The organism is Bacillus sp. AMCV2, from assembly GCF_056033925.1.
Genome location: NZ_JBVYIB010000002.1, coordinates 2,477,668 through 2,493,098, shown reverse-complemented (window position 1 = coordinate 2,493,098; position 15,431 = coordinate 2,477,668). Strand labels below are relative to the sequence as shown.

The following is a 15,431-nucleotide window of genomic DNA, read 5'->3' as shown; positions in this document are numbered from 1 at the left end:
ACCTGTAGCACAGTGTCTTAAGGTTAAATCTTCTTCACAATAGAACAAATTGTATTCTATCAAACACACCTTTAGATTGCAATATAAATGTAAAGTATTTTTCATTGAAGGTTCTCTTTTTAGCATGATTCATTCAGCAAATGGCAACAATATAGGTACTTAATGTGAAGGAGGCCCCTGTATGAAAAAGAGTGAGCTGGATGTGAATCAGTATTTGATACGGACCGATTTGGCAGTAGAAACGAAGGAAGCAATGGCCAATCAGCAGGCTGTGCCGACAAAAGAAATTAAAGGCTTTATTGAAAAAGAGCGTGATCACGGCGGCATTAAAATCCGCACAGTTGATGTTACAAAGGAAGGCGCAGAGCTTTCGGGAAAAAAAGAAGGGCGCTATTTAACGCTTGAAGCACAGGGAATCAGGGAGAATGATTCGGAAATGCAGGAGAAGGTCTCTGCTGTCTTTGCGGAGGAATTCTCAGCTTTTCTTGAAAACCTTAATATCTCAAAAGATGCGAGCTGTTTGATCGTTGGGCTCGGCAACTGGAACGTGACACCTGACGCGCTTGGACCGATGGCAGTAGAAAATCTGTTGGTAACAAGGCACTTGTTTAAGCTTCAGCCGGAAAACGTACAGGAGGGGTACAGGCCTGTCAGTGCATTTGCACCGGGTGTAATGGGGATAACAGGAATCGAAACAAGTGACATTATTAAAGGTGTGATTGAGCAATCGAAGCCTGATTTTGTCATCGCCATTGATGCGTTGGCGGCGCGGGCAGTGGAAAGGGTAAACACAACCATTCAAATATCGGATACAGGCATTCATCCGGGATCTGGAGTGGGGAATAAACGAAAAGATTTAAGCAAAGACACGCTTGGTGTTCCGGTGATTGCTATCGGTGTTCCGACAGTAGTTGATGCCGTGACAATTGCCAGCGACACGGTGGACTACATATTAAAACATTTTGGCAGAGAAATGAAGGATAACAGGCCGTCAAGATCGCTTGTTCCGGCAGGCATGACGTTTGGGAAGAAGAAAGTGCTCACTGAAGAAGATCTTCCCGATCAAAAGCAGCGCCAATCGTTCCTAGGTATTGTCGGAACCCTTCAAGAAGATGAAAAACGGCAGCTCATTCACGAGGTGCTTTCGCCTTTAGGGCACAACTTAATGGTTACGCCGAAGGAAGTCGATTCATTTATCGACGATATGGCAAATGTTTTAGCGAACGGATTAAACACAGCGCTTCATGAAAAAGTGTCACAAGAAAACAAAGGCTCCTACAATCACTAAACAGTTCTACTTCCTCTAGCTTGTTCATAGAGTAATTACTAGACAAGCGCTGGAGGGATTCAATGAGAAATAAACGCAGAAACAGACAAATTGTTGTTGCGGTAAATGGCGGGAAAGCGGTAAAAGCCATCTTTCTATTTATCGTAAGCCTTATCGTGATTTTTGTTCTATCCGGTGTGCTGACGTCTCTCCGGCCGGAACTTAGGCCGTCGTCTGACTCTTTTTATGGGATTGCTGAAGAATTGCCGGGTGACGTGTTTGCACACTTGCTGCGGATGGAAAACCATTATTTCGCTTCTGACCTCTCTCAAACAGACAGCTCATTTCATCTTTCTCGTCTTTCTTTAAAGCTGGCGACGAGCATTAACCTCGAAGATCCGCGGAGCTTTCTCGGTCGGGAGCTGCCGGGGTTTGCACAATTTGATACCGAGATTTTGTTAGCTGGACAAGGGACGGATTATACGAATATGCCTGCGGAATCGCCGCCGCCGTCTAAGGTGATGGAGGAAGAAAGAGAAGCGAATTTGGCAGAGATTGAAAAACAGCAAACGCAATCAGATAATGCGCAAAAAGATCCGCCCAAACAAACAACAGGTGATAAAAAGGTCGTGTTTATCTATCACACGCACAATACGGAATCATATCTCCCTCTATTAAAAGGCGAGACCGATCCTGACATGGCGCGCCATTCTAAAGCCAACGTCACGCTTGTAGGAGATATGTTCGGACAAGCGCTTGAATCCCAGGGAATCGGAGCCACAGTGAATAAAACCGATATACAGTCAAAATTGAATAAAAAAGGCTTAAACTATGCCAGGTCCTACGATGAATCAAGGCCGGTCGTGAAAGACGCCCTCGCTTCAAACAAAAATCTGCAATATATCATTGACATCCACAGAGACTCACGGCGCAAAAAAGACACAACCGCAACGATTAAAGGAAAAAGCTATGCCAGGGTAGCCTTTGTCGTCGGGAAAAAAAGCAAAAACTTCGAAGAAAACTATAAAATTGCGAGTGAGCTTCATAAACTGATGGAGAAAAAATACCCCGGACTTAGCACAGGTGTCTTTTCCAAAGGCTCGCCAGGCGATAATGGTGTTTACAATCAGGATTTAACCGATAGAGCGCTTTTGCTCGAGTTTGGCGGGGTAGATAATAATCTCGAAGAGCTGCAGCGTGCGGCTAACGCGGCCGCGGACGTATTCAGCGAAATGTACTGGGATGCTGAAAAGGTCAACGCAGCGAGCGGGGAGACGAAAAAACAATAAGAAATAGGTGGTTGATTTGATTGCATATTTTGGAAAATGCTTACTGCTTGTCACGATCATGTTTTTAGGCGTGCTGTTCGGCATGCAGCAGGCAAACAACGGGATGCTGAGTATGAAAGGCTATCATGATCCTTCACTGAAGGGGGCGTTTACGCTCACCGACGGAAAAGATAATGAAAAAGAAGCCTCAATCCTAGGAGAAACAGTCACGGCAAAAGATTTAGAAGAAAAACAAAAAGAGCTGGAAAAGGTGGAGACCTTCAATATGTTTTCGAAAGCCGGAAAAGCGCTTTCAGACACCGTAACCAATACTGCCCAGTCAATGTATGAATGGATACGGGATATGAATCAATAAGTACGTGAAAGAGAAAAGCAGCCCAGATATGACAGGGAACTTTTCTCTTTCTTGTTTTACATTGAATCTTTACAATCCTATTGATATAATCTAAGCTAGTGTATTTTGCGTTTAATAGTAGGAGTGATAGATTGTGACAGATAAAGAAAAGCGTTTAGAGAGGCAATCGAGAATACGGAATTTCTCTATCATTGCCCATATTGACCACGGAAAATCGACCTTAGCGGATCGTATTTTAGAAAAAACGTCGGCAATCACTCAACGAGAAATGAAAGAACAATTGCTCGATTCTATGGATCTTGAACGTGAGCGGGGCATAACCATTAAATTAAACTCTGTTCAGCTTAAATATAAAGCAAAAGACGGAGAAGAATATATCTTTCATCTAATCGATACGCCGGGACACGTCGACTTCACGTATGAAGTATCCCGAAGCCTTGCTGCCTGCGAGGGAGCGATTCTTGTCGTGGATGCAGCCCAGGGGATTGAAGCGCAGACGCTCGCCAATGTCTACTTAGCGCTTGACAACGATCTTGAAATCCTTCCGGTCATCAATAAAATCGACCTTCCGAGCGCCGAGCCTGAACGTGTGCGCCAAGAGGTAGAAGACGTTATCGGCCTTGACGCATCAGAAGCCGTGCTTGCCTCAGCAAAAGCTGGTATCGGGATTGAGGAGATTTTAGAACAAATCGTAGAAAAGGTGCCAGCTCCGACCGGAGATCCGGAGGCGCCGCTCAAAGCGCTGATCTTCGACTCGCTTTATGACGCCTACCGCGGTGTCGTGGCTTATATCAGAGTCGTTGAAGGAACGGTAAAGCCGGGACAAAAAATCAAAATGATGGCAACCGGCAAAGAATTCGAAGTAACAGAGGTGGGCGTGTTCACGCCGAAAGCAACTCCGACAAATGAACTGACGGTCGGTGATGTAGGCTTCCTGACTGCCTCAATCAAAAATGTCGGTGACACACGTGTCGGTGATACAATAACGAGTGCTGCCAATCCTGCAGAAGAAGCGCTGCCGGGATACCGCAAGCTAAACCCGATGGTGTACTGTGGTTTGTATCCGATTGATACAGCGAAGTATAATGATTTAAGGGAAGCTCTTGAAAAGCTTGAGCTGAATGATTCCTCCCTTCAATATGAAGCGGAAACTTCGCAAGCGCTTGGATTCGGTTCCGCTGCGGATTTTTAGGCATGCTTCACATGGAGATCATTCAGGAGCGAATTGAGCGTGAGTTCAACATCGACCTGATTACGACAGCGCCAAGCGTTATCTATGACGTGTATATGACAGACGGCGAAAAGGTCGTTGTCGACAACCCGTCCAACATGCCGGATCCTCAAAAGATCGAACGGGTTGAGGAGCCATACGTAAAAGCGACGATGATGGTGCCGAATGACTATGTCGGCGCTGTAATGGAGCTTTGCCAAGGTAAACGCGGCAATTTCATTGATATGCAGTATTTAGACGCAAACCGAGTCAGCATCATTTATGATATGCCATTAGCGGAAATCGTATATGAGTTTTTTGACCAGCTGAAATCAAGCACTAAAGGCTATGCGTCCTTTGATTATGAGCTGATCGGCTACAAACCGTCCAAGCTTGTGAAAATGGACATTATGCTGAATGGTGAAAAAATCGATGCCCTTTCCTTTATCGTGCATCGTGATTACGCATATGAACGCGGAAAAGTGATCGTTGAAAAACTGAAAGAACTCATTCCGCGCCAGCAGTTTGAAGTTCCGGTACAAGCCGCAATCGGCCAGAAAATCGTGGCCCGCTCCACCATAAAAGCAATGCGTAAAAACGTATTGGCTAAATGTTACGGGGGGGACATCTCACGTAAACGGAAACTTCTTGAAAAACAAAAAGAAGGAAAACGCCGTATGAAGCAGGTCGGCTCAGTTGAAGTGCCGCAAGAAGCATTTATGGCAGTTCTGAAAATGGACGACAGTCCGAAAAAACAATAGAAGCCGCCGCAGTCTTGTACTGCGGCTTCTTTCTGTAAAGAAGGTGAATCCGTTGAAATCAGCTTATATCCATATCCCATTTTGTGAGCATATTTGCCACTACTGCGATTTCAATAAATATTTTATTCAAAGTCAGCCAGTCGACGAGTATTTAAACGCACTCGAACAGGAAATGATAAATACAATAGCAAAAACTGGGCAGCCTGATCTCAAAACAATCTTTATTGGAGGAGGCACGCCGACCTCCCTGTCTGAGGAACAGCTTAAAAAGCTGATGGACATGATCAACCGTGTGCTGAAGCCCTCAAGCGACTTATCGGAATTTGCGGTTGAAGCGAATCCGGACGACTTGTCCGCAGAGAAATTAAAAATATTAAAAGAAGCAGGCGTAAATCGCCTCAGCTTTGGTGTACAAACGTTTGAAGACGATCTGTTAGAAAAAATCGGCCGAGTGCACAAGCAAAAAGATGTATTCACCTCTTTTGAAAGAGCGCGGGAAATTGGTTTTGAGAATATCAGTCTTGATCTCATGTTCGGGCTTCCGGGGCAAACCCTCAAGCATCTGGAACATTCCATCAACACTGCTTTATCACTGGATGCCGAGCATTATTCCGTTTACTCCCTTATTGTAGAACCGAAAACGGTATTTTATAATTTGATGCAAAAAGGGCGGCTTCATCTTCCGCCGCAGGAGCAGGAAGCTGAAATGTATGAAATGGTGATGAGCCAGATGGAAGCTCACGGCATTCATCAATATGAAATCAGCAACTTTGCTAAGGCAGGCATGGAATCTAAGCACAATCTAACGTATTGGAGCAACGAACAATATTTCGGTTTCGGAGCCGGCGCTCACGGATATATCGGCGGCACACGAACAGTGAATGTCGGACCTGTTAAGCATTACATTGACCTGATAGCTGAAAAGGGTTTTCCGTACAGAGATACACATGAAGTGACAACAGAGGAACAGATTGAAGAAGAAATGTTTTTAGGTTTGAGAAAAACAGCCGGTGTCAGCAAAAAACGATTCGCAGAAAAATACGGCCGTTCCCTGGATGGACTTTTCCCAAGCGTATTAAAAGACCTCACTGAAAAAGGGCTGATTCACAATTCGGAGTCTGCCGTTTATTTGACTCATCAAGGGAAATTATTAGGCAATGAAGTTTTTGGCGCTTTTTTGGGTGAGTTATAATTGACATTTTTCTTGTGGTTTGATACTTTTGTTATAGAATTAGCACTCGCTTATTGAGAGTGCTAACAGAGGTGATGATGATGTTAACAAATCGTCAGCTGCTGATCCTTCAGGTTATAATCAACGATTTTATTAAATCGGCACAGCCGGTGGGATCAAGAACTCTTTCGAAAAAAGATGAAATCACATTTAGCTCTGCAACAATAAGAAACGAGATGGCTGACTTGGAGGAATTGGGCTTTATTGAAAAAACCCATTCATCCTCAGGACGTGTTCCGTCAGAAAAAGGGTATCGGTACTATGTTGACCATTTGCTGTCACCCGTCAAACTGACGAAAAGCGACCTGGACCAAATCCACTCGATCTTCAAAGAGAAAATTTTCGAGCTGGAGAAGACAGTTCAAAAATCAGCGCAAATTTTGTCCGATCTGACGAATTACACATCCATCGTACTCGGGCCGAAGCTGAGTGAGAATTACCTTAAACAGATTCAAATCATTCCGATTCAGCCTGATATGGCGGTAGCGATTCTCGTTACCAATACGGGGCATGTGGAAAACAAAACGATTAACTTTCCGACCAAAATGGATCTGTCTGATATTGAAAAACTGGTAAATATACTGAACGACCGTTTAAGCGGCGTTCCAATGGATGAACTGAATGAGCGCATATTTAAGGAAGTTGTCATGTACCTAAGACAGCACATTAAAAACTATGACAATATACTCGACGCGCTTCGTTCAACCTTTCATTCCACAAATCATGTTGAAAAGTTGTTTTTTGGCGGGAAAATCAATATGCTGAACCAGCCTGAGTTCCATGATATCACCCGAGTTCGGTCACTGCTTTCATTAATTGAGAAAGAACAGGATGTTTTAAAGCTGGTTCAATCCCCGCACACGGGAATTTCGATTAAAATCGGAAAAGAAAACGACTATGAAGAGATGGAAAATTGCAGTCTGATTACGGCTTCTTATTCCGTAGACCAGAAGCAGATCGGCTCAATTGCGATTATCGGCCCGACCCGCATGAATTATTCCAGGGTTGTCAGCCTGCTTCAGCATGTGACTTCGGACTTGTCAAAAGCATTAACAAGTCTGTATGATGAATAAGGGAATTTTGGCAAATTTTATCGAAGGGCAGCACCTGTCCTTCTCCTTACACTTTGAGGGAGGTGAACACAATGTCAGAAGAAAAACAAACCGTTGAACAAAACGAAACAGAAGAGCAAGAAATCATTGAAGAACAAGCTGCCGCTGATGAACAGCAGGAAGAAACAAATGAAAGCGAACTTCTTCAAAACCAAATTAACGAATTGCAAGGTTTGCTTGAGGAAAAAGAAAACAAACTTTTGCGTGTTCAAGCAGACTTTGAAAACTATAAACGACGCAGCCGTTTAGAGATGGAAGCGTCCCAAAAATACCGTTCTCAAAATATCGTGACTGATTTGCTGCCGGCTCTTGACAGCTTTGAACGAGCGCTTCAGGTTGAAGCCGACAATGAACAGACGAAAAGTTTGCTCCAGGGAATGGAAATGGTCCACCGTCAGCTCGTAGAAGCCTTGAAAAAAGAAGGCGTCGAAGCCATCGAAGCTGTAGGGCAGGAATTTGATCCTAATCTGCACCAAGCTGTTATGCAGGCTGAAGACGAAAACTACGGCTCCAACATTGTTGTTGAGGAAATGCAAAAAGGCTATAAGCTGAAGGATCGCGTCATTCGCCCTTCCATGGTCAAAGTGAATCAATAATTACATAGCAGGAGGTTATTCAAGTGAGTAAAGTTATCGGAATCGACTTAGGAACAACAAACTCATGTGTGGCAGTGCTTGAAGGCGGCGAGCCTAAAGTGATTGCTAACGCTGAAGGAAACCGCACAACGCCATCAGTTGTTGCGTTTAAAAATGGCGAACGTCAAGTAGGGGAAGTGGCTAAACGCCAATCTATCACAAACCCTAACACTATCATGTCTGTTAAACGCCATATGGGTACTGACTATAAAGTGGAAATTGAAGGAAAAGATTACACTCCTCAAGAAGTGTCTGCTATCATCCTTCAGCACCTTAAATCATACGCTGAAAGCTACCTTGGCGAAACAGTATCAAAAGCAGTTATCACAGTTCCTGCATACTTTAACGATGCTGAGCGTCAAGCAACAAAAGACGCTGGTAAAATTGCAGGTCTTGAAGTAGAACGTATCATCAACGAGCCGACTGCAGCAGCGCTTGCATACGGACTTGATAAAACAGATGAAGATCAAACGATCCTAGTATACGACCTTGGCGGCGGTACATTCGACGTTTCCATCCTTGAGCTTGGCGACGGTGTATTCGAAGTTCGTTCAACTGCCGGCGACAACCGTCTGGGCGGGGACGATTTTGACCAAGTTATCATCGATCATCTTGTGTCTGAATTCAAAAAAGAAAACGGCATTGATTTGTCAAAAGACAAAATGGCGCTTCAGCGTTTGAAAGACGCAGCTGAAAAAGCGAAAAAAGATCTTTCCGGCGTATCTTCTACGCAAATTTCTTTACCGTTTATCACAGCTGGAGAAGCAGGACCGCTTCACCTTGAACTTACATTAACTCGCGCTAAATTCGAAGAGCTTTCTTCTCATTTAGTAGAGCGCACAATGGGTCCTGTCCGTCAAGCGCTTCAAGATGCAGGACTTTCTGCAAGCGAAATCGACAAAGTCATCCTTGTCGGCGGATCAACTCGTATCCCTGCCGTACAAGAAGCAATCAAAAAAGAAACTGGAAAAGAAGCGCATAAAGGCGTAAACCCGGATGAAGTTGTAGCGCTTGGTGCTGCGATTCAGGGCGGCGTTATCACAGGTGACGTAAAAGACGTTGTTCTTCTTGACGTTACACCGCTTTCTCTCGGTATCGAAACAATGGGCGGCGTGTTTACAAAACTGATCGACCGCAACACGACGATCCCGACAAGCAAATCTCAAGTGTTCTCAACTGCTGCTGATAACCAAACAGCTGTTGATATCCATGTTCTTCAAGGTGAGCGCCCAATGTCTGCCGACAACAAAACACTCGGCCGCTTCCAGCTTACTGATATCCCGCCAGCACCGCGCGGCGTGCCTCAAATCGAAGTTTCTTTCGATATTGACAAAAACGGTATCGTAAACGTAAGAGCAAAAGACTTAGGCACAGGAAAAGAACAAAACATTACAATCAAATCTTCTTCAGGTCTTTCAGATGAAGAGATCGAACGCATGGTAAAAGAAGCGGAAGAAAATGCTGACGCTGATGCGAAGAAAAAAGAAGAAATCGAAGTCCGCAACGAAGCAGATCAGCTTGTTTTCCAAACTGAGAAAACATTAAAAGATCTTGAAGGCAAAGTGGACGAAGAACAAGTGAAAAAAGCCAACGATGCCAAAGACGCTTTAAAAGCAGCGATTGAGAAAAACGAATTTGAAGAGATCAAAGCGAAAAAAGATGAGCTTCAAACAATCGTTCAAGAGCTTTCTATGAAGCTTTATGAAGAAGCTGCTAAAGCACAGCAAGCTCAAGGCGGAGCAAACGCTGAAGGCAAAGCGGATGACAACGTTGTCGACGCTGAATACGAAGAAGTAAACGACGACCAAAACAAAAAATAAGTTCTTTTTAGGGTCAGTCCCGCTTCAGGAGCTGACCGAAAAGAACACATTTCATAATCTGATTCAATGATTAGAAAGTCAAAGTCAGGCATCTCTTGGCTTTGACTTTTTTTCTTGCCCGGGATAAAAGGAATTGAAAAATCATAATTCAAAATGATACAATCTAATTTATGTGAGAAATTCGGGAGAGTGAAGCGAGATGAGTAAGCGTGATTACTATGAAGTGCTGGGAGTAAGTAAGAGCGCTTCAAAGGATGAAATTAAAAAAGCTTATCGGAAGCTGTCAAAAAAATATCATCCTGATATTAACAAAGAAGCCGGATCAGATGAAAAATTTAAAGAGGTAAAAGAAGCGTACGAAACGCTGTCAGATGACCAAAAACGAGCGCATTACGATCAATTTGGTCACACTGATCCTAACCAAGGCTTCGGCGGCGGAGGTTTTGGCGGCGGCGATTTCGGCGGTTTTGGTTTCGATGATATTTTCTCAAGTATTTTCGGCGGAGGTACTAGACGAAGAGATCCAAATGCTCCGCGCCAGGGTGCTGATTTACAGTATACGATGACCCTGTCGTTTGAGGATGCGGCTTTCGGTAAAGAAACAACCATCGAAATTCCCCGCGAGGAAACGTGCGAAACATGTAAAGGCTCAGGCGCGAAACCTGGAACAAATCCAGAAACATGCTCCCACTGCGGAGGCTCCGGCCAGTTAAACGTGGAGCAAAATACACCGTTTGGAAAAGTCGTTAACAGACGGGTCTGCCACCACTGTGAAGGTACAGGCAAAATCATTAAAAACAAATGTGCGGACTGCGGCGGCAAAGGAAAAATCAAAAAACGCAAGAAAATCAACGTGACAATTCCAGCCGGTGTAGATGACGGGCAGCAGCTTCGTCTCTCGGGACAGGGTGAACCAGGAATAAACGGCGGCCCTGCCGGGGATTTATTTGTCGTGTTCCATGTACGCGCACACGAGTTCTTCGAGCGTGACGGCGATGATATTTACTGTGAAATGCCGTTAACGTTTGCTCAGGCTGCTCTTGGAGATGAGGTAGAAGTGCCGACGCTGCATGGAAAAGTGAAATTGAAAATTCCGGCCGGTACACAAACAGGGACGAAATTCAGATTAAGAGGCAAAGGCGTTCAAAATGTCAGAGGCTATGGACAGGGTGACCAGCATATCGTCGTCCGCGTCGTTACGCCGACAAATCTGACTGATAAACAAAAAGACATTATCCGCGAATTTGCCGAAGTCAGCGGAAACCTGCCTGACGAACAGGAAATGAGTTTCTTTGACAAGGTAAAACGCGCGTTTAAAGGCGATTAATTATTGGATGAGGAGTTGGTAGTTTTGAAATGGTCCGAATTAAGCATTCACACAACACATGAAGCGGTCGAACCTATCTCAAATATATTGCATGAAGCTGGTGCAAGTGGGGTTGTGATAGAGGACCCGCTTGATTTAATTAAAGAACGTGAGAATGTGTACGGGGAAATCTACCAGCTCGACCCCAATGATTACCCAGATGAGGGTGTCATTGTCAAAGCATATCTGCCGGTTAACAGTTTTCTGGGCGAAACTGTAGACGGCATTAAAGAAACGATTAACAATCTCCTTCTTTACAATATTGATTTGGGCAGAAACCACATCACTATTTCTGAAGTAAATGAAGAAGAGTGGGCGACTGCCTGGAAAAAGTATTATCATCCTGTGAAAATTTCTGAAAAGTTTACAATTGTGCCGACGTGGGAGGAATATACGCCGGTCCATACTGATGAACTGATTATTGAAATGGACCCGGGAATGGCTTTCGGCACAGGGACACATCCGACAACCGTACTCTGCATTCAGGCGCTTGAACGCTTTGTGCAAAAGGGTGATAAAGTGATTGATGTCGGCACTGGTTCGGGAATTTTAAGTATTGCGGCTGCAATGCTTGAGGCTGAATCGGTTCATGCCTACGATCTTGATCCCGTGGCTGTAGAAAGTGCACGCCTTAATCTCAAGCTGAACAAAGTCAGCGATATTGCTCAAGTGAAGCAAAACAATTTGTTAGACGGGATTGAAGGGGAACATGATGTGATTGTGGCCAACATTTTGGCTGAAGTCATTCTTCGCTTTACTTCACAAGCGTACAGCCTGTTAAAAGAAGGCGGCCACTTTATTACGTCAGGAATCATCGGTCATAAAAAACAAGAAGTAAAAGAAGCACTGGAACAAGCTGGCTTTACCATTGTAGAAATCCTTTCAATGGAAGATTGGGTCAGCATTATTGCGAAAAAATAACAGTTAGTAGGTGTCACAGCGTATGCAACGATATTTTATCGAGCTCACGAAGCAGCAAATAGAGGAAGCGCCGGCTTTTTCGATTACAGGCGAAGATGTTCATCATATTGTGAACGTGATGAGAATGAATGAGGGAGATCAGATTATCTGCTGCTCTCAAGACGGCTTCGAGGCAAAATGTGAACTTCAATCTGTTTCCAAAGATAAAGTGTCCTGCCTTGTGATAGAATGGACGAATGAAAACAGAGAGCTTCCGATAAAGGTCTATATTGCGAGCGGCCTTCCGAAAGGAGATAAGCTTGAATGGATTATCCAAAAGGGGACTGAGCTCGGAGCTCATGCCTTTATTCCTTTCCAAGCCGCGCGTTCTGTTGTCAAGCTGGATGACAAAAAGGCAAAGAAAAAGCGGGAAAGATGGACGAAAATTGCAAAGGAAGCGGCTGAGCAATCGTACCGTAACGAAGTGCCGCGAGTGATGGATGTCCATTCTTTTCAGCAGCTTCTTCAAAGGATGCAGGATTTCGATAAATGTGTCGTTGCATACGAGGAGTCATCGAAGCAAGGGGAAATAAGCGCATTCAGCGCGATTGTAAGCAGCCTTCCGAAAGGATCATCTCTATTGATCGTATTTGGTCCCGAAGGCGGTTTAACAGAAGCGGAGGTTGAACGGCTCACAGAGCAAGACGGTGTGACGTGCGGCCTTGGACCGAGAATTTTAAGGACAGAAACCGCTCCGCTATACGCGTTAAGCGCGATTTCTTATCAAACAGAGTTATTAAGAGGTGATCAGTAATGGCAACTGTTGCTTTCCATACGCTTGGCTGTAAAGTCAACCATTATGAAACAGAAGCAATCTGGCAGCTTTTCAAAGAAGCGGGCTATGAAAGAAGAGATTTTGAACAAACAGCTGATGTATATGTCATTAATACATGTACGGTTACAAATACGGGAGATAAAAAAAGCCGCCAAGTGATCAGACGCGCCATTCGTCAAAATCCTGACGGTGTCATCTGTGTCACAGGCTGCTACGCGCAAACCTCACCTGCTGAGATTATGGCGATCCCCGGTGTCGACATTGTAGTCGGAACACAGGACCGTGAAAAAATGCTTGGCTACATTGACCAATACCGAGAAGAACGCCAGCCGATTAATGGCGTCAGCAACATCATGAAAGCAAGAGTATATGAAGAGCTTGATGTGCCTGCTTTCACGGACCGGACAAGAGCGTCATTGAAAATACAGGAGGGCTGCAATAATTTCTGCACATTCTGTATCATTCCGTGGGCGAGAGGCCTGCTCCGCTCCCGCGATCCTGAAGAAGTCATTAAACAAGCGCAGCAGCTTGTCGATGCCGGATATAAGGAAATTGTTCTTACGGGTATTCATACAGGCGGCTACGGCGAAGATATGAAAGATTACAACTTCGCGAAGCTTTTGAGCGAATTAGACACCCGTGTGGAAGGCGTGAAACGGATCAGAATTTCTTCAATCGAAGCCAGCCAAATCACTGACGAAGTGATCGAGGTCTTAGACCGCTCAGATAAGATAGTGAATCATCTGCATATTCCTATCCAATCCGGATCAAACACAGTGCTTAAACGGATGAGACGCAAATATACAATGGAATTCTTTGCAGACCGTTTAAATAAATTGAAAAAAGCACTGCCAGGCTTAGCTGTTACTTCTGATGTCATCGTCGGGTTCCCTGGAGAAACAGAAGAAGAATTTATGGAAACCTATAACTTTATTAAAGAACATAAATTCTCTGAACTGCATGTTTTCCCTTACAGTAAACGTACAGGAACACCAGCTGCGCGAATGGAAGACCAAGTGGATGAAAACGTGAAAAACGAACGTGTGCACCGCCTGATTGCTCTTTCTGACCAGCTTGCAAAAGAATACGCTTCTCAGTATGAAAATGAAGTGCTTGAGATTATCCCTGAGGAAGCGTTTAAGGAAACAGAAGAAGAAAATATGTTTGTCGGTTACACAGACAATTATATGAAGGTTGTTTTCAAAGGTACGGAAGATATGATCGGCAAAATCGTAAAAGTCAAAATCCTAAAAGCAGGTTATCCTTACAACGAAGGACAGTTTGTCCGTGTGGTTGAGGATGAAATAACTGAACACATGCGTTTGTCTTCTTAACCTAAAAAATCGGTGCATTAAAATGTACCGGTTTTTTTATTTAGCCGGGATAAGAAAGTGAATCAATCGGTAAAACAAGTTTGTAAGCGGAAGGAATAAAAGAGCTGTTACTACATTAAATAAAAGACTGAAATGAGCAATCCTTTGGGCAGGATCGGGTGATAACTGCTCTACAAAGCCGGTCGCTGCGGTCAGAAAAGGCAATACTAGAGCCACCCCTAGCACGTTAAATACCACATGGGCATACGCTGTCTGTTTCGCCGCATATCCGCCGGATACAGCAGCCATGACAGCTGTAATGCATGTCCCGATATTGGATCCGAGTACGACGCTCATCGCCTGTGTCAGTCCGATAATCCCTTCATTCATAAAACTCATCAAAATGCCGATACAGACAGAACTGGAGTGAATGATGGCAGTTAACACCATCCCGATGAGCAAAGCGGACCAGTTTGAATCGTTAACATGGTATAGAACGTCGGCTCCCGTTTTCAGCTTCGTCAGCGGCCCGGCAAGGTGGCTGAATCCGCTGATGCAAAAGAAGATGATGCCCAGTCCAAGGAAGCTTGTTCCCAGCTGTTTCAAAGGATACCTGCCAGTCAGAAAAAACAATAAACCTCCTATTAAAAGAACCCAAATCAAAATATCCATTTTGATAGCAATAAATTCAGTTGTAAAAGTAGAGCCAACATTCGTCCCCAGAATCATCGGTATTGTACGCTTAAAAGAAAGAACGCCCGCACTTACAAAGCCGATGACAATGACCATAAAAGCTGAACTGCTCTGAAGTATCCCCGTAAATACAATACTGATAAGAAACGCTTTTAACGGATGGTCCGTAAATAAAAGCAAACGTTCTTCAATTTTTGAGTACGCCATTGAAATTAAGCCCTTTCGAAGCATGTTCATGCCTGCGAGAAAGAATAATATAAGAGCAGTAAAGCTAATCAGAATTAACATCCTATTCACCAACCCCTTTCTATCATTATATAGACAGGCAGTCGCACTCATGACGGAAAAGTGAACTCACTTAGTTGACCTGACTGATGGCTTATATTATAATGTCAAAGTACATGTTTATATGTGTAACTTAAAGGTAGTCGATTGGTGTATTCGGAGGGAGGGAAAGAGAATGTCAAAAACGGTCGTTAGAAAAAACGAATCGCTTGAAGATGCTCTTCGTCGCTTCAAACGCAGTGTATCAAAGACAGGTACTTTGCAAGAAGCAAGAAAGCGTGAATTTTATGAAAAACCTAGCGTAAAGCGCAAGAAAAAGTCTGAAGCTGCTAGAAAACGCAAATTCTAAAAGAGGGTGG

General features: G+C 44.1%; 13 protein-coding genes and 1 pseudogene. 13 read left to right on the top strand and 1 reads right to left on the bottom strand.

The window, feature by feature from the left end:
• Positions 1-181: 181 nt before the first annotated feature.
• From gpr to mtaB, 12 genes and pseudogenes are all read left to right on the top strand, one after another.
• Complete coding sequence (gene gpr, locus AC0OMA_RS12895) at positions 182-1,288, top strand: GPR endopeptidase (RefSeq protein WP_014480309.1); 1,107 nt, start codon at positions 182-184, stop codon at positions 1,286-1,288.
• A gap of 62 nt (positions 1,289-1,350) precedes the next feature.
• Positions 1,351-2,556: a spore autolysin SpoIIP gene (gene spoIIP / locus AC0OMA_RS12890; RefSeq protein ID WP_014477383.1), complete on the top strand. Its 1,206-nt coding sequence runs from the start codon at positions 1,351-1,353 to the stop codon at positions 2,554-2,556.
• 16 nt (positions 2,557-2,572) lie between these two features.
• The gene (locus tag AC0OMA_RS12885) at positions 2,573-2,911 is read left to right on the top strand and encodes a YqxA family protein (protein WP_014477382.1); all 339 of its coding nucleotides are present in this window, start codon (positions 2,573-2,575) and stop codon (positions 2,909-2,911) included.
• Positions 2,912-3,044: 133 nt separating this feature from the next.
• Positions 3,045-4,882: pseudogene (lepA, locus tag AC0OMA_RS12880) on the top strand (translation elongation factor 4).
• Between the two features lie 52 nt (positions 4,883-4,934).
• Positions 4,935-6,074, top strand: a complete 1,140-nt coding sequence (hemW, locus tag AC0OMA_RS12875; protein WP_047182897.1) for a radical SAM family heme chaperone HemW — start codon at positions 4,935-4,937, stop codon at positions 6,072-6,074.
• Between the two features lie 80 nt (positions 6,075-6,154).
• Positions 6,155-7,186 carry a heat-inducible transcriptional repressor HrcA gene (gene hrcA / locus AC0OMA_RS12870; protein WP_003246126.1) on the top strand — a complete coding sequence of 344 codons (1,032 nt, stop codon included), beginning with the start codon at positions 6,155-6,157 and terminating at the stop codon, positions 7,184-7,186.
• A gap of 71 nt (positions 7,187-7,257) precedes the next feature.
• Positions 7,258-7,821: a nucleotide exchange factor GrpE gene (gene grpE / locus AC0OMA_RS12865; protein WP_003230005.1), complete on the top strand. Its 564-nt coding sequence runs from the start codon at positions 7,258-7,260 to the stop codon at positions 7,819-7,821.
• A 23-nt stretch (positions 7,822-7,844) separates the two neighbouring features.
• Positions 7,845-9,680: a molecular chaperone DnaK gene (gene dnaK, locus AC0OMA_RS12860; RefSeq protein WP_014477380.1), complete on the top strand. Its 1,836-nt coding sequence runs from the start codon at positions 7,845-7,847 to the stop codon at positions 9,678-9,680.
• A 199-nt stretch (positions 9,681-9,879) separates the two neighbouring features.
• The gene (dnaJ, locus tag AC0OMA_RS12855; protein ID WP_003230010.1) at positions 9,880-11,007 is read left to right on the top strand and encodes a molecular chaperone DnaJ; all 1,128 of its coding nucleotides are present in this window, start codon (positions 9,880-9,882) and stop codon (positions 11,005-11,007) included.
• Positions 11,008-11,031: 24 nt separating this feature from the next.
• The gene (prmA, locus tag AC0OMA_RS12850) at positions 11,032-11,967 is read left to right on the top strand and encodes a 50S ribosomal protein L11 methyltransferase (RefSeq protein ID WP_004398884.1); all 936 of its coding nucleotides are present in this window, start codon (positions 11,032-11,034) and stop codon (positions 11,965-11,967) included.
• 22 nt (positions 11,968-11,989) lie between these two features.
• The gene (locus AC0OMA_RS12845; protein WP_015384126.1) at positions 11,990-12,760 is read left to right on the top strand and encodes a 16S rRNA (uracil(1498)-N(3))-methyltransferase; all 771 of its coding nucleotides are present in this window, start codon (positions 11,990-11,992) and stop codon (positions 12,758-12,760) included.
• Positions 12,760-14,115, top strand: a complete 1,356-nt coding sequence (mtaB, locus tag AC0OMA_RS12840; RefSeq protein ID WP_003230017.1) for a tRNA (N(6)-L-threonylcarbamoyladenosine(37)-C(2))-methylthiotransferase MtaB — start codon at positions 12,760-12,762, stop codon at positions 14,113-14,115. The genes AC0OMA_RS12845 and mtaB overlap by 1 nt, the downstream gene beginning before the upstream one ends.
• Before the next feature lie 36 nt (positions 14,116-14,151).
• Here the strand turns inward: mtaB and AC0OMA_RS12835 are convergent, their stop codons facing one another.
• Positions 14,152-15,075, bottom strand: coding sequence for a Na/Pi symporter (locus tag AC0OMA_RS12835; protein ID WP_047182896.1), 924 nt, complete (start codon positions 15,073-15,075; stop codon positions 14,152-14,154).
• Positions 15,076-15,247: 172 nt separating this feature from the next.
• Between AC0OMA_RS12835 and rpsU the strand changes: the two genes are divergently transcribed.
• Positions 15,248-15,421 carry a 30S ribosomal protein S21 gene (gene rpsU / locus AC0OMA_RS12830; protein ID WP_003152957.1) on the top strand — a complete coding sequence of 58 codons (174 nt, stop codon included), beginning with the start codon at positions 15,248-15,250 and terminating at the stop codon, positions 15,419-15,421.
• Positions 15,422-15,431 lie beyond the last annotated feature (10 nt).